General features: G+C 59.0%; 15 protein-coding genes. 6 read left to right on the forward strand and 9 right to left on the reverse strand.

Features of this window, described 5'->3' with window-relative positions; genetic code table 11:
- Nucleotides 1-31: 31 nt before the first annotated feature.
- A complete protein-coding gene (locus FHT76_RS29080; protein ID WP_183862932.1) occupies nt 32-427 on the reverse strand; it encodes an Ohr family peroxiredoxin in 396 nt (131 codons plus the stop codon).
- A gap of 228 nt (nt 428-655) precedes the next feature.
- Here FHT76_RS29080 and FHT76_RS29085 point away from each other — a divergent pair, with 228 nt between their 5' ends.
- From FHT76_RS29085 to FHT76_RS29105, 5 genes are all read left to right on the forward strand, one after another.
- Nucleotides 656-1963, forward strand: coding sequence for an epoxide hydrolase family protein (locus tag FHT76_RS29085; RefSeq protein ID WP_183862934.1), 1308 nt, complete (start codon nt 656-658; stop codon nt 1961-1963).
- Between the two features lie 53 nt (nt 1964-2016).
- Complete coding sequence (locus tag FHT76_RS29090; RefSeq protein ID WP_183862936.1) at nt 2017-2424, forward strand: Ohr family peroxiredoxin; 408 nt, start codon at nt 2017-2019, stop codon at nt 2422-2424.
- Nucleotides 2425-2520: 96 nt separating this feature from the next.
- Complete coding sequence (locus FHT76_RS29095) at nt 2521-5367, forward strand: winged helix-turn-helix domain-containing protein (protein WP_183862938.1); 2847 nt, start codon at nt 2521-2523, stop codon at nt 5365-5367.
- Between the two features lie 283 nt (nt 5368-5650).
- Nucleotides 5651-5848 (forward strand): hypothetical protein, encoded by a 198-nt coding sequence (locus tag FHT76_RS29100; protein ID WP_183756250.1) that lies wholly within the window; start codon nt 5651-5653, stop codon nt 5846-5848.
- Nucleotides 5849-6145: 297 nt separating this feature from the next.
- The gene (locus FHT76_RS29105; protein WP_183862940.1) at nt 6146-7165 is read left to right on the forward strand and encodes a GlxA family transcriptional regulator; all 1020 of its coding nucleotides are present in this window, start codon (nt 6146-6148) and stop codon (nt 7163-7165) included.
- Between the two features lie 15 nt (nt 7166-7180).
- Here FHT76_RS29105 and FHT76_RS29110 read toward each other — a convergent pair whose 3' ends face one another.
- The 7 genes from FHT76_RS29110 to FHT76_RS29140 all read right to left on the reverse strand — a co-directional run bounded on the left by FHT76_RS29110 (nt 7181) and on the right by FHT76_RS29140 (nt 14966).
- Nucleotides 7181-8512, reverse strand: a complete 1332-nt coding sequence (locus FHT76_RS29110; protein ID WP_183862942.1) for a diguanylate cyclase — start codon at nt 8510-8512, stop codon at nt 7181-7183.
- Nucleotides 8513-8696: 184 nt separating this feature from the next.
- Nucleotides 8697-9527, reverse strand: a complete 831-nt coding sequence (locus tag FHT76_RS29115; RefSeq protein WP_183756247.1) for a response regulator — start codon at nt 9525-9527, stop codon at nt 8697-8699.
- 138 nt (nt 9528-9665) lie between these two features.
- Nucleotides 9666-9842 carry a glycine cleavage T C-terminal barrel domain-containing protein gene (locus tag FHT76_RS29120; protein ID WP_405049275.1) on the reverse strand — a complete coding sequence of 59 codons (177 nt, stop codon included), beginning with the start codon at nt 9840-9842 and terminating at the stop codon, nt 9666-9668.
- 74 nt (nt 9843-9916) lie between these two features.
- Nucleotides 9917-10180 (reverse strand): hypothetical protein, encoded by a 264-nt coding sequence (locus tag FHT76_RS29125; RefSeq protein ID WP_183756246.1) that lies wholly within the window; start codon nt 10178-10180, stop codon nt 9917-9919.
- A gap of 121 nt (nt 10181-10301) precedes the next feature.
- On the reverse strand, nt 10302-12848 hold the full coding sequence (locus FHT76_RS29130; protein WP_183756245.1) for a mechanosensitive ion channel family protein: 2547 nt from the start codon (nt 12846-12848) through the stop codon (nt 10302-10304).
- A gap of 80 nt (nt 12849-12928) precedes the next feature.
- Nucleotides 12929-13486, reverse strand: a complete 558-nt coding sequence (locus FHT76_RS29135) for a DUF924 family protein (protein WP_183862944.1) — start codon at nt 13484-13486, stop codon at nt 12929-12931.
- 40 nt (nt 13487-13526) lie between these two features.
- Complete coding sequence (locus tag FHT76_RS29140) at nt 13527-14966, reverse strand: MFS transporter (protein WP_183862946.1); 1440 nt, start codon at nt 14964-14966, stop codon at nt 13527-13529.
- Nucleotides 14967-15261: 295 nt separating this feature from the next.
- Between FHT76_RS29140 and FHT76_RS29145 the strand changes: the two genes are divergently transcribed.
- Nucleotides 15262-16374, forward strand: coding sequence for an acetate/propionate family kinase (locus FHT76_RS29145; protein WP_183862948.1), 1113 nt, complete (start codon nt 15262-15264; stop codon nt 16372-16374).
- Between the two features lie 10 nt (nt 16375-16384).
- Here the strand turns inward: FHT76_RS29145 and FHT76_RS29150 are convergent, their stop codons facing one another.
- Complete coding sequence (locus FHT76_RS29150; RefSeq protein WP_246719909.1) at nt 16385-17023, reverse strand: CBS domain-containing protein; 639 nt, start codon at nt 17021-17023, stop codon at nt 16385-16387.
- Nucleotides 17024-17167 lie beyond the last annotated feature (144 nt).

The raw sequence follows: 17167 nt of genomic DNA on the forward strand, positions 1-17167 counted from the left end.
CACCAAAGCGGCAGACCAGGCGGGTTTCCGTTCACATAAGGGTCGTCACGACATCGACATTGCCGTGTGTTGCCTTCGAGTACGGGCAGATGTTGTGGGCGTCATCCAGCAGCTCGGTTGCCACTGCGGGGTCGATGCCAGGAACGCTTACGTTGAGGCGAGCACTAAGGAAGTACGAACCTTCCTCCAGATTCAGGTCAATCTCGGCGTCAACCGCGACTCCGGCCGGAAGCTTGATGTGCTTCAGCGACGCCGCATACTCGATAGCGCCCATGTAGCAGGCGGACCAGGCGGCACCGAACAGGTTTTCGGCTGCCGGATGTGGCTGCTTCATCTTGATGTCCAGATGGCCATCGCTGCTGCGTGCGCCGCCATCGCGACCGTTTGTGTTGTGGGTCTTACCGGTGAAAAGAACCTTGTGTGTCATGGCGAAACTCCTCTGTGTTGGTTGAGTGTCTGCACCGTTGTGCTGCCAACAGAGGTACTGCCGCACGACCGAAATCGCACGTTAGGCGTTGTTAGACGTTGATTGATGCGGCGCTCCAACAAACAAGGATTAACAACGCCTAACGTGAGCGTCGGACCTCCTCGGCGTAGCTTTTAGGGCAGCACAACGGTGCAGACTCTCAATCGCCATTTCTCGAGGAGAGAGACCATGACCACCACCAGAACCGAAGTTATCGACGTGAACCGACGCCGGCTTTTAGGCGCGGCCGCAACTGGCGCCGCCGCACTCGGCATCGCAAACCTGTTCCCCGACCGCTCTATTGCAGCGAGCGATCCCGAAGCGATCCGCCCGTTCCGGGTCAACGTTCCAGAAGCTGATCTTGATGACCTACGTTATCGGCTGGCCCGAACCCGCTTGCCGGAGAAAGAAACGGTGAGCGACTTCTCGCAAGGGGTGCCGCTGAAGACCATCAAGCAGGTCTTGCGGCACTGGCAGACCCAGTATGATTGGCGCAAGGTCGAAGCCCGGATCAATGCCGTGCCGAACTTCCTCACGGAGATCGATGGCCTGGATATCCACTTCATCCACGTTCGTTCGAAGCACGAAAACGCACTGCCGCTGGTCGTGACGCACGGTTGGCCGGGCTCGATCGTCGAGCAGCTGAAGATCATTGGCCCTCTGACCGACCCGACTGCCTATGGAGGTGATGCCTCCGACGCGTTCCACGTCGTCATCCCGTCCATGCCAGGCTATGGCTTTTCCGGAAAGCCCGACGCCACCGGCTGGGGACCGGAGCGCGTGGCGGCCGCATGGACTACCCTGATGCGTCGGTTGGGATACAAGAACTTCGTTGCCCAGGGCGGCGACTGGGGTGCAGTGGTCACCGACATGATCGGCGTACAAGCCCCACCCGAACTGCTCGGCATCCACACCAACATGCCCGGAGCAATTCCCGTGGAGATCAACAGCGCATCCTTTGCCGGCGCTCCTGCTCCGGAGGGCTTGTCCGACGAAGAGCGGAGCACGTACGACCAGCTCGTCTTCTTCTACAAGCACGTGTACTACGCCTTCCTGATGGGAACGCGACCGCAGACGCTGACTGGATTGGCCGACTCTCCGATCGCCCTTGCGACATACATGCTCGACCACGATGCCCGGAGCCTTGAACTGATCGCCCGCTCCTTTGACGGCCAGAAAGAAGGTCTGAGCCCCGACGACGTACTCGACAACGTCACGCTGTTCTGGCTGACCAACACAGGTGTGTCGGCCGCTCGTCTCTACTGGGAAAACAAGCTCGCCTTCTTTGCGCCCAAGGGCGTCAAGGTACCTGTCGCGGTGAGTGTCTTCCCGGATGAGCTTTATCAGACGCCGCGCAAGTGGGCCGAGGCCGCCTACCCCAACCTCATCCACTACAACAAGGTGGCAAAGGGCGGCCATTTCGCGGCCTGGGAACAGCCCAAGCTCTTTGTCGATGAAGTGCGGACCGGGTTCCGCAGCTTGCGGAAATCTGGCTGACCACTTCAGGCGCGTGCACGGCGCGCGCCTCCCTCCTTCCCCGGGGTACGATCATGCAACATGTGCATACTGCCAGGACAGAGACGATTGGCAGCCGAGAGAACGGCTTCGCCCGCAGCTCGGACGGTGCTCTCGATATCAGACTTTCCAATCCTGCCGGCAATCGGCTCGGTACGAACCCGGAGCAGCTTGTCGCGATCGCCTGGTCGGCGAGTTTCGCAAGTTCGCTGAAGCATGTCGCCGACCTTAGGCGGATCAAGCTCCACGCAGATGTCAGGATATACGCCAATGTGGAGTTATCCTCGGACGACCAGGGATACGTCGTCGGCGTCCGCCTAGACATCTACCTGCCAGGGCTGGATCGCGAGAGTGCATCACTTTTGATTGAGGCGGCTCGGCATGAGTGCCCATACTGCCGGGCAACACACGGCAACATCCGTGCCTTCTACAATCTCGTCTGAGTACTCGAAGTGCGCAAACCGAATGTTGAGCCGCCATGGCTCCGAAGAAGGCGTTGGAGTATAACGAGGGCGGTGGAGGTGGTCAGGGGGAATGCCATGACGCGGGCTGGTGGCGATGCAGCAGGTGACCTGTCCTTCGGCCCCTTTTGTTTGAATGTCGGTCAGCGGCTGCTTGCGAAGGAAGGGGTTCCGGTCGAGCTTGGCGCCCGCGCCCTGGATCTTTTGATCGCGCTGGTATCCGCTCCGAACACCCTCTTGAGCAAAAGTGATTTGATGTCCCGGATTTGGCCGGACGTTATCGTTGAAGAGGGTAATCTGCGCTTCCACATGACCGGGCTGCGCAAAGCCCTTGGCGATGGGCAGGACGGTGCTCGCTATATCACCACGATCCCCGGCCGCGGCTACTGCTTCGTCGCGCCCATCACAGGCTCGGCCCACGTGCTGGTGACTGATGATGGCGCGGCGAAATTCAGGCATGCCAATCTCCCCAACCGCTTGGAACGCATGGTCGGGCGCGAGGGTGATATCCTCGACCTCTCGGAGAGACTGTCGAGGTTTCCCGTCGTATCCATCGTAGGGAGTGGAGGCGTCGGCAAGACCACCGTCGCGATTGCATTGGCCAATCATTTGGCGACGACGTTCGATGGAGCCGCGGTACTTGCCGATTTCGGAACGCTAAGCGATCCATCACTTGTTTCGCCCGCCCTCGCGTCCATGCTTGGAATACCCGTCGGCTCCGATGACGTGCGCCCCAGCCTGCTCGCTTATCTCCGTGACAAGCGGATCCTTCTTGTGTTCGATACCTGCGAGCACGTGGTCGATACCGTGGCAGACCTTGCAGCTAGCATAATCGACGCCGCGCCGCAGGTCCGCATCGTGGTCACGAGCCGCGAAGCTCTCAGGATCGAAGGCGAAAGCATCTACAAGCTCGACACCCTTGCCTGCGCACCGGACGATCCGGAAATTACAGCCGAAACCATTCTCTCCTATCCGGCTTCCCAATTGTTTGTCGAACGAACTGCCGCAAGCGGCGCCGCGTTGGCCATAACTGACGAGGACGCGCATATCATTGCAGCGATCTGCCGTAAGCTCGACGGTATGGCGCTCGCGCTGGAACTGGCCGCGCGACGGGTCGAGGCCTATGGCCTTTCCCAGACGGCTGCCCTACTCGATCAGCATCTTGCCCTCGCATGGGTGGGATCACGCAACGCGCCGCCTCGTCAGAAGACCCTGCAGGCGACACTCGACTGGAGCTACGGGCTGCTGCCGGAACTGGATCGCACCGTTCTTCGGAGACTGGCGATCTTCGTTGGCGATTTCACGCTTGATGCCGCCTGGGAAGTGATCGCGACACCTCCCCTTGATCGACCTGCGCTTTTTGGTGCCGTCGATAGTCTTGTTGCCAAGTCCCTGCTGAGCGCGAATTCCTTCGGCGCGATGATGCGCTATCGATTGCTCGATACCACGCGAGCCTACGCGCTCCATGGGCAGACCGAAGATGATCGCGCGGAACTGGCTGCAAGCCACGCCTCATACTACCGACGTTGGCTTGAGCAGTTTGGCCCAGATTGGCCAACGCTCTCCAGCGGACCCGAGCGACTACCCTATTTCCTTGGAATCAACAACGTCCGGGCTGCCTTGGAATGGGCGTTCGGCAACAACGGCAACGCCGACGTCGGCATCGGCCTGGCCGCTGCGGCGGTTCCTGTATTTCAGGCGATGTCGCTCTTTCCGGAATGCCAGCGCTGGTCCGAGCAGGCTCTTTCTGCAATGGACGATCGCCATCGGGGAAGCCGTGAGGAGATGCATCTTCAGGCCGGCCGCGGCATTTCCCGCATGTATCTTCACGGCGGCCGTGACACGCTCCCCGCCCTCACCAGGAGCCTCGAGATAGCAGAGGGACGAGGAGACGCGGTCGATCAGCTAAAGGTTCTCGGCCCATTGAACATGTTTCATCTCCGGACGGGAGATTTCAAATCGGCGCTCCAGTGCGCCTTTCGGTGTTCTTCCGTCGCTGAGGCAACCGGAGAGGCGTCCGCGATTTCGCTTGGGCACTTCTTCCTCGGCAATTCATTGCACTTCAGCGGCGAACTTAGCCGCGCCAGGGTCGAACTGGAGGCCGCGCTATCGAGCGACCCGCTCCCGGGCCGCGCGCCCGGAAGCTATGTCGGTTTCCAGGGTCGCGGGCTGGCAGGCGGAATACTCGCGAGAAACCTTTGGCTACAAGGCCTTCCTGACCAAGCTGAATTCAGGGCACGGCAAACGATCAAGGAAGCGGCTGAAGCGGACCATTCGTTGACGCTTTGCATCGCGCTGCTCGGTGGCATCGCGGTTTTTCTTTGGCGCGGCGACCTAGAGAGTGCGCAGCAGCACATTGATTGGCTCATATCCCGTGCGGGGCTGCACTCCCTGTCGCCATACGTATCGGTGGCGAGAGGCTTTGAGGGAGAAATCGCCATCCGGCGGGGCGACCCCAGCGCAGGTGTCCGTAGCCTCCGAAGCTGCGTCGAAAGACTGCATGGGGCGACCTATGAGGTCTTCACCACCATGCTGGAACTCTCGCTTATCAAAGGGCTGGCGTTGTCGGGCAAAGCCTACGAAGGGTTGGAACGGGTCGAGAAAGCCCTCCAATCGGTCGAAGCCAACGGAGACTTCTGCTACAGCCCTGAACTCTTGCGAATAAAGGGGAACCTTTTGCGATCGACTTCTCCTTCGGAGGAGGCGCGCAGATGCATTAGAGCGGCCATCGACGCAAGTCGAAAGATGGGCGCACGCGGGTGGGAATTGCGCGCTTCCTGCGATCTCGCCGCTCTTGAAACGGAATACGGGAAAAAAGAGGAAGCCGCGGCAATTCTTCAACCAATCGTTGTTGGGTTCGACGAGGGCCAGAACACGGAGGATCTGAAGGCAGCTGAAGATATAATGATGCGTACCGAATGCTAGGGACGGACCATACCAGTTCCTCCGTGGCCTCACCGCAAGGGCTGCGCCGGTCCACACTTACAGGCCCTACGGCTCCACAATCGTGAGCAAGGCGGCCGAGCCCCTCGACGAACCGACAGTGGTTTCATCAATCAACTCGCGAGCGGAACGGTGCGCGGCGGGCGTGCCCATCATTCAAAAATGCTGATGGTATCCATAAACTCTATTCGTTTGATTGATGGGAGCAGAACACCCATATTCCATACATCAAACAAGCGTCATCCGACGATGAAAGGAAACGGAAATGACGACGATTACCTTCAGGCACACCAAGACGCCTTCAACCGAAGCCCATTTGCATATTGCCGACTACGCCCGTAAGCTGGTTCATGCATGGCACCAGTGGCAGGCTGCTCGCGAGATCGAATCCATGTCTTTCGATATGCGGAAGGACATTGGTTGGCCGTCGGCGGATGGCGCGGATGAGCGCAAGGTTATGTAATGAATCCGACATTCCTCCCCGTGTGAAAGCGGCGCCTTGCTTTCGAGCAGCGCCGCTTTCTCCGTTTTTAGGGCCACCCAATTAAATCTTGAATTTCATACACATATTTTTGCTGAAGCCGGCTTTTGTGAACTTTTGAAGACGGCAATCGTCATTTGATCATCGTCAATTTCAGCAATGTCGCAAATTTGCTCTTTGCGGCCGCATTTATCCATGAGAATGTCGCTTTCAGGATATCGAAACGACGTATTCCAAGCAACGAATAGTGCATTCGCACCTCCAGCACGGATTTGTCTCATGAACAAGATGTCGCATAAGCAACGCTCTCTCGTCTTCTTCATGGTTCCGCAGTTTACGATGCTGCCGTTTTCGGCGGCAATCGATACGCTGCGCATCGCCAACCGCATGCTCGGCTACCAGGCCTACACGTGGCGACTGACCTCGGTTGACGGCCAGAAGGTCTATTCTTCCTGCGGCATCGGCGTCGAGGCAAACACGTCGCTTTCTGACGAGCGCCGCAACCTCGGTGGCGAGCATCGCCCGAACATGGTGCTGGTCTGTTCCGGCATCGACGTCGAGGACTTCAACAACAAGTCCGTCAGTGCCTGGCTGCGCGAATCCTACAATCGCGGCGTCGCCGTCGGCAGCCTCTGTACGGGCGCACATATCCTCGCGCAGGCGGGCCTGCTGAATGGCAAGCGCTGTGCGATCCACTGGGAAAACCTGCCGGGTTTTTCGGAAGCCTTTCCGCAGGCCGAGGTCTATGCCGATCTCTATGAGGTCGACAGCAACCTTTATACCTGTGCCGGCGGCACCGCGTCGCTCGACATGATGCTGAACCTGATCGGCCAGGACTTCGGCGAAACACTTGTCAACCGGGTCTGCGAGCAGCACCTGACCGACCGCGTCCGCAGCCCGAACGATCGCCAGCGGCTGCCGCTCCGCGCGCGCCTCGGCGTCCAGAATGCCAAGGTTCTTTCGATCATCGAATTGATGGAGGGCAATCTCTCGGAGCCGCTATCGCTGCTTGAGATCGCGGATGGCGTCGACCTGTCACGCCGCCAGATCGAACGGTTATTCCGCCAGGAAATGGGGCGTTCTCCCGCCCGCTACTATCTGGAAATACGGCTAGATCGCGCCCGCCATCTGCTGGTACAGTCCTCTATGCCGGTCGTCGAAGTCGCCGTCGCCTGCGGCTTCGTTTCGGCCTCGCACTTCTCCAAGTGTTATCGCGAACTCTACCACCGTTCGCCGCAGCAGGAGCGCGCAGAGCGCAAGATGACGATGGCAACGGCGCGCCAAGCCATCGCAGCCTAAATGACGCCGGGGCGGCTATTGAGCCGCCTCCTCCGTCATCCGCGCGTCGGAATAGACCTGATTGCGCCCTTTGTGCTTGGCCATATACAGAAACTGGTCGGCGGCATTGAGATAGTTGTCGAAGGTTTCGTAGTCGGAAACTTCGGCAACGCCGATCGACACGGTGACGGAAAGTTCCTCGTCGTCCGCCATCACCTTCAGGCGTGAGATATCCGACCGGATCTCGTCACACAGTTTGCTCGCGGCGCTCGAATCCATCATCGGAAACAGGATCGCAAACTCCTCGCCGCCAAGGCGTGAAAGAAGGTTGTCGCTTCCCTCGAAGATTGTCGCCAGTCGATCCGCGACCGCCTTCAGCACCTCGTCTCCGATCTCATGTCCATAGGTGTCGTTCAGCCGCTTGAAATGATCGATATCGAGAATCGCCACCGCGGCCGCAGCCTTGTGACGCAGGCAATCATTCACCAGCTTCGGTCCGAGGTCGTAGAAATAGCGTCTGTTATAGAGGCCCGTGAGATAGTCGCAGGCCGCGGCCGCCCGAAGTTGCTTCAGCTGCGCCAAGGTCTCGACGTTGTTAGCGATACGGCACTGCAGTTCTTCGGCCACGAACGGCCTGTAGAGAAAATCGGATGCGCCGGCCTTCAAGAAACTCGCAGAAAGCATGCGGTCGCTCGAGGATGAAACACCAATGATCCGCAACCTGTCTGAGCCATAGTGCCGACGTATCCGCCGGGTCAACTCGTAACCGCTCATATCGGGCATATGGTGATCGGTGATGACGACCTCGATGTCGTCGTAGGCCTCCAGCGCGGCGAAAGCCTCGAGCCCGGAAACCGCTTCGATAACCATGTATTGCTGTGCTTCCAGCAATCCGACAAGGATCTGGCGTGCGGAAGCCACATCATCGACCACGAGGATCCGTGTCTTCCTGTTCGACAATACACGTCTGGCGCTGGCGACCACGTTGTCGAGCGCGAACTCGTTGTCCTTCAGTACATAGTCGACAACACGGCGCTCCATGATGCGGTTGCGCGTATCAAGATCGAAGGTGGCGGTGAAGACGATGGTTGGCACACCTGCCTCGATGGTGCAGTCGAGCGCCTCGCCATAAGGCGCATCCGGCAGATTGAGGTCGACGATCGCCATCATATAGTCGTTCGGCGACTGGGCGATGGTCTCGTTCAGTATCCTTAGAGAGGAGCACGGTTTGACGTTCAAACCAAGTTCCGCATGAAGCCGATGGCACAAGACCGCGGAAAACATCCGGGAATCCTCAACCAGAAGTACCCACTGGCCACCAAAGCGTGGCCCGGATCCATCCCGATGGAGATCCTCCCGGAAAGCCATTCACCCTTATCCCCCAGAAAGTCGCCGCGGTTCGAATCGACCATCTTTTCGACTTTTGTGAAGATAACTCACAGAAACACGCGTGAGAAGATATCGAGACTTGGCAACACTTGAAATTGCAAAAATCTCAATCTCAGAAGGGTGAGCGGGCCTCCGCCTAACATCGCCGGGCGGAGGCCGTTTGTCAGGCAACGGCCCGTTCCTTACGCATCGACTGGATCTGCAACAGTGTGTCAAGGTTCTGGTTGACGCGGCAGTAGAACTCTTCGTCGATGAACGGCCGCAGCATGAAGTCATTGCCGCCCGCCTTGAGGAACCGTGCGGACAGCAACCGGTTCGACGATGACGATACGCCGATGATGCGCAACTCATGCGAACCAATGCTGGCGCGGATGCGCCGGGTGAGCTCGAACCCATCAATGTCGGGCATGTTGTAATCGGTGATCATCAAGCCGATGTCGCGGTTTGTCTTGAGGATCTCGAGCGCCTTGGCGCCGCTATCAGCCGTGCTCACACGGAAATTGTAGCGCTTGAGGCGGCTCGACAGCAGAGCGCGAGCCGTCGGGCTGTCATCGACAATCAGGACGTGGTGACGGTGATTGGTGAGGAAACGGCAGATCGATTCTGCAAGCAGATCAACGGCGAAGACATTGTCCTTGAGAATGTAATCGACGATGTCCTTAGCCATCAGCTTGTCGCGCATACCCTCCTGGAAGGTGCCGGTGAAGACGATGGTCGGGATGCTGAGATCGATCAGGTATTCCAGCGCCTCGCCATTTTCGGCGCCCGGCAGATTGATGTTGGAAATGGCAAGCGTGATCGGGTCCGTGGATTTGTCATAGGACAGTTGCAGCTCTTCGAAACTCCGGCAGATTTCCACGTCGATATCGAAGAGCTCTTTCAGCCGTTTGCCGATCATCGACGTAAATACGTTGGAATCCTCCGCCAGAATAATGCGCGCATCAGCAAACATGCCTCCGGAATATTGCATTCCCGAAATACCCAAAAACGCCATTTCCAAACCTTTTGATGAAACTCCTGTCCCCGGCTGAAATCGGTACAACACCCGGTTTGAATAAGTATTAATCGGCCATCGCCACTGACCAACAAAAAGGCGACCACAAGGGCCGCCTTGGCATTCTTCAAAACATGCTTAAAAGACTATGCGCGCAGCCGCATTGTCAGGATCGAACTGGCTCTCGCCGACAAGGGTGGCGTTGTACGTCGTTCCGAGAATCTTGATCCTCAGCCTTGTGCCTTCCTTGGCATAGTCGGGCCGCAGCATCGCCAAGGCCAGCGATCGATTGGTACTTGTGGACCTGGCCGACATGCAAATAGGCAAGCCGCAAGAGGCCTTTGGCCGAAAATCCGTGAACAGAAATGGCAGTCAGAGTGTCGCGTCATTCACTTTACGACGGCCGAACCCTTGATGATGTCGATCGTTTCACCGCCGCTGAGACCAATCCGATCGCCATCAGGCGCAGTGATGAAGCAGCCCGCCGGGCAGAACGTTTGCGACGCGCCGGGATCGAGCACAAGCTGCATCTTGTTGCCGCCCTCGGTAAGGACGATCACAACAGCGGCGCTGTCGGTGTTGGTGATGGAAGCTGCGTAAGTTTGGCCTGCGGCCATGAGTGACAGAAACAGTACGACGGCAAATTTTGCCATGCAGTGCGGCGCGGATGAAGCGCCCTCCCTTGGAGCGTCTCGGCGCTGCTGCCCCCAGCAACGAAAACCCGATTGCCGACGTTATATAGCGACCGCTCTGAACGATCGCTGAACAACGCCTTTACCCCTTGAGATTGCCATCTGCCGATTTGCCGCGCAACCGGCGCACCGTACCGGCTTCTTCGTCCACTTCACTCGCCTCGGAGGCGTCTTCGATCTTCGCTGGTGGTTTGCCGGCGGCAGTTGCCGTTCCGACGTGGTCCGCCTGACGATGGAACACGACATCGCTCTGCGGGAGGGGAATTTCGACGCCCTCCTCCCGGAACCTCTTGAGGATCGCGATACGCAGATCATTCCTGACCTTCAGGCCGTCACCCATGTCCGCAAGCATGAAACGAAGCTCGAAGTCCAGCGAATACGGCCCGAACCGCAGGAACTCCACGTGTGGCTCAGGATTGCGGAGCACCACGGGTACGGCGTTGACGAGTTCCAACAGAATATCCATCACCTTTTGCGGGTCGGACTCGTAGCTTACCGAAACCGGAATTTCGGACCGCCCCATCTTGTTGCGGTGCGTCCAGTTGCCGACAGATGCGTTGATCAATTCGGAATTCGGCACGATGATCGACTGCTTGCGGAACGTCTCGATCTCAGTCGCGCGCACGGAAATCCGCTTCACGATGCCTTCGGCGGTGCCGGAGACTACGTGGTCGCCCACCTTGAACGGCCGCTCGACAAGCAGGATCAGGCCGGACACGAAGTTCGACACGATGTTCTGGAGACCGAAACCGATACCAACCGAAAGCGCGGAGGCAACGAGCGCGAAGCTCGAGAGGTCAATGCCCGCTGCTGAAACGCCGACAATCGCCGCAAGGCCGACGCCGAGATAACCGATGCCCGTCTTGACCGAATTCCGAACGCCGAGATCGACATGGCTGCGGGCCATGACGTTGCCGTCAAGCCAGCGCTGGATCCAACGGGTCAGCAGGTAACCGCCGGCAAAGAGCAGGATACCGGTCATGATGCCGACCAGCGAAATACTGATACCGCCCAGCCGGACCTCCGTAAGAAGGCGATAGGCGATGAGCTGGAGGTCCTGGATATGGAAGCCCCACAGCAGCAGCACCAGCGGAATGCCGACCATCAGCGCAATCGCCGAGATGCACATCCCGACCAACAATCCCGCTTGGTCGATGGCGACCGGGCCGAGTTTGAAGCGTCGCTGAAGGAAGCGGCCAAACGACGTCTCGCCGAAGGTCTCGCTGCGAGAAATGGCCTTCCCCGACAAAAGACCGATATAGGTCGTAACGATGATCGCGCCGGTGATGATCAACTGGGTGGCAACGAAGCGGGCAAGCCCGACGTAGCCGGTCAAAGCTGTTATGATCAAACCTGCACCAAGCACGCGCAAGATGATCGCCATGCCGCGTGGCCAATGCCGTCCCGGCGCGTCCGGATCACCGTTTCGCGCCAGCATTGGACGACCGAAAGAGGCTGCGATCAGGATGAGGCCGATGATCAGGGCCGCGATCAGACTCTTGACGACGGTCAGGACCAGTGGAGATCCGAGCTCCTCGCTGATGCTGCCGAGGAGATAATCGAGCGCGTTGACGACGGCCATCGCAAGCAGGCAAGCGCCAATCGAGCTCGCGCCGCGGTTGGAAAGCTTGACAAGGCGCCAATGCGGCTCCTTGGGCGCGAACACTGCATTGGTGAAGCGCCTGACGAAATAGATCAGCCCTATCGACCCGAAGAGAGCGCCGATGATGGGCGCGATATCAGGCCTCAAAACGTTGAAACTGTTGAGGAAGAAGTAGGACGTGACCAGCAGGGCGGCGAGCGCGAGCGTCCTGATGAGCGTCGACCAGAAAGCAATGGAGAGACGGTTTATGTAGGAAGGTTGCTCGTCCGTCTCCTTGCGCTGCAGGTAGCGGCCGAAGACTCGATAGCCGCCGGATAGAAGCACAAGGGCTGTCGCCAGGGACATGAAGATGGCGGCAAAGAAGGCGAAAGCCTTGAACTTCAAGACGAAGCCGAGCCAGCTGCTCAGGGCCTGGATGAACTCCGAGCCTTCCTGAACGAAGGCGCGTCCCGCATCGTCGAGGACAGAAAACGAAATGTCCGTGCGCCGTAGCAGAGTAGCGGCGAAGAGCTGACGGCGGGTCTCGGCAATGCGGTTGCCAAGCTTGCCAATGGCGGCAGAAAGGGTTTCGGCATCGCCGGTGACGGCGTTGATCTGCGCACGCTCCGAGGTCAAGGCGTTACGCTCGGTCGTGACGATCTCAGCCTCTGCCGGTTGACCTTCCTTCGGCGGATCGCCCAGTTCGGCGAGGCGGTTCTTGATCTGGTCGAGCCGTGGCCTCAGGCCGACGGAAACGTTGAGGACCGTGCGTCCGAGTTCATCGGTCTTTCCGGCAAAAGCCACCAGCGCGTCGTCATCGTCGCTCTTCTGTTTGACACCGTCCTCCAGCGAGGCGAGATCCTGCTTTGCCTTCTCGATCGCCTTCGCGGCCTGCTCGACTGGGCTGTCGACGACAGACGGCTGCTCAGTCGCTTGCGTCGGCTGCGCGGCCTGCGGTGCAGCCGTCTGGGCGCCCGCAAGGTTCGCGCCGACTACCGCCAGCGTTGCGACAAGGAGAATGCGAAGCAAGAATTGTGTCGGCCGCAAAATGTCCCCGCTCGGGTTTGCTGGATCAAATTGAAATCCAGCTTTTCATAAGAAAGAAAGGCGACAGAAAGGCGACGCGATCAGAAGCCTGCGCCCGGCTGCGCCAGATACTCCAGTTCTGCCGCACTCGACTGCCGCCCGACGATGGCGTTCCGGTGCGGAAACCGCCCGTAGGCTGCAATCACGTCCCGGTGGCGAAGCGCATAGTCGATATATTCCTCATCGCCAAGCGCCCTGAACAACGCGACCGCGCGCTCCTGTTCTTCCAGATCTTCACAATGCTCGAAAGGCATGTAGAAGAACGTCCTGCACTCCGGGCTGACCTGCATATCGGCGCCAACTTCCAGTGCGAGCTTTGCCTCGCGCAGTGCAAGCCCGTCGGTCGCGAAGGCGAACGGTGTCGCACGATAAATATTGCGCGGAAACTGGTCGAGTACGATGACGGCGGCAAGCCTGCTGTTTGGCGTCGCACGCCATTCCTCGGTCACGCCACGAGAGAGTGCGAGATGGGTGTCGCGGAAACGGTGGCGGATATCCCGATCAAGCTCCGTTGTCGTGGCGAACCATTGGTCTCGCCCGCACTCCTCGAACCAGAAGTCGAAGACCTCCTGCGGCGTACAGACATATCCGAGCTCCATATTTCCTCCCGACGAACACCGACCGATTGCAAGGCACAAGCTATTTCGTGCCGATCTTGTGACCCGACACTTCGGCGCCGGCATCCGGCGCCAGTTGCAAGAAGCGCAGAGACGATATGATGCCGATCGTACCGACGACAAGAAACGCCCAGCGAAAATCGACCAGCCCCGGCCCCTCGACACCGCGCAAAGAGACGGAGACGTTGAGCGCCGCTGCCGCGATCGCGACGCCAAGCAGCATGGCAACCTGCTGCAACATGCTCGACAGCGTGGACGCCGAACTGCGTTGCGCGGGATTGATATCGGCAAAGGCTAGAGTATTCAGCGCCGTAAATTCCATCGACCGCGAGAGGCCGGCAATCATCAGCAATGCATAGATGATGAGGCGTGGTGTCGCCGGAACGAGAAAGCCGCAGGCCGCAATCGACAGAGCGGCAATCAAGCCATTGCCGAAGAGCACCGTGCGAAACCCAAGCTTCGCGAGCAGCGGCGTCGTTACGGCTTTCATGCCGAGATTTCCGAGAAAGTAGACCAGCAGGTAGGCGCCAGCCTCGATTGAACTCAATCCAAAGCCGAGCTGGAAGAGCAGCGGCAGGAGAAACGGCGTCGCATTGATCGCGACGCGGCTTGCCGTCCCGGCTGAAAGCGTCGCTATCGCATAGGTCTGTACCTTGAAAGCGGAGAGCTCCAGGAGCGGATTGGTAACCCGTAGGAAGTGTCGTGTCGCCATGACCGACAGCACGATGCCCGCCGCGAGCATCAAAAGGATCGGAAGCACGCCGCCATCCCATTTCACGGAGAGTTCCAGCGCTGCGAGCAGAAAGGTCAGCCCGCCTGCGCTGAGGATAAACCCCAGCACATCCAGCCGGCCGGCATCCTCTTCGCGTTGCTCCGGCACGAAACGAAGAACCAGCGCCATGCCGAGAACGCCGATCGGCAGGTTGATGAGGAAATTCCAGTGCCAGCTGGCATATGTCGTGATGAAGCTGCCGAGCAGCGGCCCGATAACCGGAGCTGTCAGCGCCGGCCAGGTAATGAGTGCGATCGCCTGAACGAGCTCCGACTTTCGAGCATTCTTCAGGACGATGATCCGTCCGACCGGCGTCATCAACGCGCTGCCCGCGCCTTGGACGGCACGCGCGACGACGAACTCGCCCAGACCACTGGCCAAACCGCAGAACAGCGAGGCAATGGTGAAGACGGCAATCGACGCCAGGAAGATGCGCCTTGCGCCGTATCGGTCCCCAAGCCATCCCGAAAGCGGAATGAAGGCCGCCATCGTCAGCATGTAGACCGTAATGCCAATACTCATCGATACCGGCTGAACGCCGAAACTCGCAGCCATCTGCGGCAGTGACGTCGTGACTATCGTGCCATCGAGAATCTGCATGAAAAACGAAACGGCGACGACCAGCGCAACGATTTTCGCCTTGCGGATACTCTCCACATCGTCCTTCTCTGTCGTCTGCATAGTTGTCATTGATCTGCCGATGTGGAACCTGAACATCCGGACGGAGCGCGGGAGGCGGCGTCCGACACGTGCCGAACGGCACTTCTGCTAGATAGGCCGATCGGCGCAGCACGGAAAGAGAAAATCCTGAAATCTCAAAGGATTTTGCTCTCCGGAGCCCATCCGAGCACGCCGCAAGCAACACGCTGCGCGCGAAATTTCGAAACAGAAACAATTTGACAGCTATTGCTTCTGCAGCCACCGTAGCGAAACAACGGGGGCAGCCTGGCGCCGTATTATCTTCACCCGATTGGGGCACAAGTCGATGAACGAAACGCTGCTTGTTCTCAACACCGGCTCGTCGAGCCTGAAGTTCCAGATCTTCGAGGAACGGGATCTCACCGTGCTGATGAGCGGCAAGGTCACCGGCATCGGCGACACGCCCGAAATGCGCGCCAAACTGCCCAACGGGCGGGAGACGAAAAACTCCTTGCCCGCGGACACCGATCACAACACAGCCCTAAGCGCCGTGATGAACCTTATCCGCGACCATGATCATGCCTGGCGGACGGCCGCAGTTGTTCATCGCGTCGTTCACGGTGGGCAAGATTTCGCAGAACCCGTTATCGTCACCCCGGAGGTGATGCGCCGCCTAGAAGCACTCATCCCGTTGGCGCCGCTTCACCAACCACACAATCTCGCCGGCATCACCGCTTCGGCCCGATTGGGGAGCGGCGCGCCGGATATTGCCTGCTTCGACACCGCCTTTCACGCGGGGCACGACAAATTGGCAAGTAGCTTCGCGCTGCCACAGGATATGCGCGACAAGGGCATTCGCCGCTACGGCTTCCACGGGCTTTCGTATGAATGGATCTCGCAGGTGCTGGCTAGAGACCATCCGGGTCTGCATGCGGGTCGAGTTGTCATCGGACACCTCGGCAACGGCGCCAGCCTCTGTGCGCTAAAGGCAGGCGTCAGCGTCGATACGACAATGAGCATGACCGCGCTCGACGGCATTCCGATGGGGACGCGAAGCGGGGCAATGGACCCCGGCGCCATCCTCTATATGCTTCACGACCTGAATCTTGGCGTCGAAACCGTCCAGGACATCCTCTATGAACGCTCCGGCCTGAAAGGATTGTCCGGCCTCACCAACGACGTCGAAGCGCTGCTTCAAAGCGAGGATCCGCAGGCGACGTTCGCACTCGAATACTTTGCGCTGAAAGCTGCCCAATACGCAGCCATGATGGCCGTCTCCATGGGAGGGATCGACGCGGTCGTCTTCACGGGTGGGATTGGCGAGCACGCCGCTTCCGTTCGCGAAGCGATCCTTGCAAGGCTGCGCTTCCTCGGTGATTTCAAGGTACTGGTGATCCCGACGAACGAGGAACGCGTGATGGCGACGCACGCGAAAAAGCTGCTCCGCTCCGCAGCCTGAGGACGTCAGATCAGGTTAGGTTCAGCTTGTCGATGAAGCCATCGACACCCTTGACGTTCTCAACCAGCACCCGGATCGCACGACGTTCCAGCTCGCTGGATACAGTTCCTTCCAGGATGGCTCTGGAATCCTGAACCGATACCTTGATCGCATCTGTCTCGAGACCGAGATCGCCCTGCAATCGAGCGCGAATGGCACGCGCAAGTGCATCGTCACCACTTGCCGTTCTCTCTTTCGGCGCTGCAACGATGGCCTTGAGAAGATCGACGCGACTGACGATGCCAAGGAGCCGCTTGTCGCTGACGACGGGAACACGCTTGATCTTGTGCTGGAACATCAGTTCAGCAATGGCAGCGGCCGGCGCATCCGGTGCAACGCTGATGACGCTTGCGGACATGACATCGGATACGCGCCAACTGCGGCTACGAATATAGTCGTCGAAATCGACGAGCGATGCGTTATCGGAGTTGCCGGCCGATCGACCGCCACCAAACTCGATCCGCCGCATCAGGTCGCCCTCCGTCAGGAGGCCACACAGGTTGCCATCATTGTCGATGACGGGCAGGCCACTGATGTCCTTGGCCACCATGAGGTCGATTGCCTGATGCACGCTGCTGTCGGCGCTGATCGTCGTGATGTCAGTGTTCATGATGTCTTGAGCAAACATGTCAATCCCATTGCGCTCTGGAGGAAGTCGAATGGTGCCGGCGCGCGGCCTCGCTTTGCTAGAGGCACGCCTGATGCTGCGAATATTGCGCAATTCCACGCGGCTGTCGATCAATGATCGCGAACC

It is taken from the genome of Rhizobium sp. BK176 (genome assembly GCF_024808055.1).

What these genes read in the sequence shown, in the direction of transcription:
- FHT76_RS29080 (WP_183862932.1), bottom strand. Translation starts at nt 427, where the DNA reads ATGACACACAAGGTTCTTTTCACCGGTAAGACCCACAACACAAACGGT.
- FHT76_RS29085 (WP_183862934.1), top strand. Translation starts at nt 656, where the DNA reads ATGACCACCACCAGAACCGAAGTTATCGACGTGAACCGACGCCGGCTT.
- FHT76_RS29090 (WP_183862936.1), top strand. Translation starts at nt 2,017, where the DNA reads ATGCAACATGTGCATACTGCCAGGACAGAGACGATTGGCAGCCGAGAG.
- FHT76_RS29095 (WP_183862938.1), top strand. Translation starts at nt 2,521, where the DNA reads ATGACGCGGGCTGGTGGCGATGCAGCAGGTGACCTGTCCTTCGGCCCC.
- FHT76_RS29100 (WP_183756250.1), top strand. Translation starts at nt 5,651, where the DNA reads ATGACGACGATTACCTTCAGGCACACCAAGACGCCTTCAACCGAAGCC.
- FHT76_RS29105 (WP_183862940.1), top strand. Translation starts at nt 6,146, where the DNA reads ATGAACAAGATGTCGCATAAGCAACGCTCTCTCGTCTTCTTCATGGTT.
- FHT76_RS29110 (WP_183862942.1), bottom strand. Translation starts at nt 8,512, where the DNA reads ATGGCTTTCCGGGAGGATCTCCATCGGGATGGATCCGGGCCACGCTTT.
- FHT76_RS29115 (WP_183756247.1), bottom strand. Translation starts at nt 9,527, where the DNA reads ATGGCGTTTTTGGGTATTTCGGGAATGCAATATTCCGGAGGCATGTTT.
- FHT76_RS29120 (WP_405049275.1), bottom strand. Translation starts at nt 9,842, where the DNA reads ATGTCGGCCAGGTCCACAAGTACCAATCGATCGCTGGCCTTGGCGATG.
- FHT76_RS29125 (WP_183756246.1), bottom strand. Translation starts at nt 10,180, where the DNA reads ATGGCAAAATTTGCCGTCGTACTGTTTCTGTCACTCATGGCCGCAGGC.
- FHT76_RS29135 (WP_183862944.1), bottom strand. Translation starts at nt 13,486, where the DNA reads ATGGAGCTCGGATATGTCTGTACGCCGCAGGAGGTCTTCGACTTCTGG.
- FHT76_RS29140 (WP_183862946.1), bottom strand. Translation starts at nt 14,966, where the DNA reads ATGACAACTATGCAGACGACAGAGAAGGACGATGTGGAGAGTATCCGC.
- FHT76_RS29145 (WP_183862948.1), top strand. Translation starts at nt 15,262, where the DNA reads ATGAACGAAACGCTGCTTGTTCTCAACACCGGCTCGTCGAGCCTGAAG.
- FHT76_RS29150 (WP_246719909.1), bottom strand. Translation starts at nt 17,023, where the DNA reads ATGAACACTGACATCACGACGATCAGCGCCGACAGCAGCGTGCATCAG.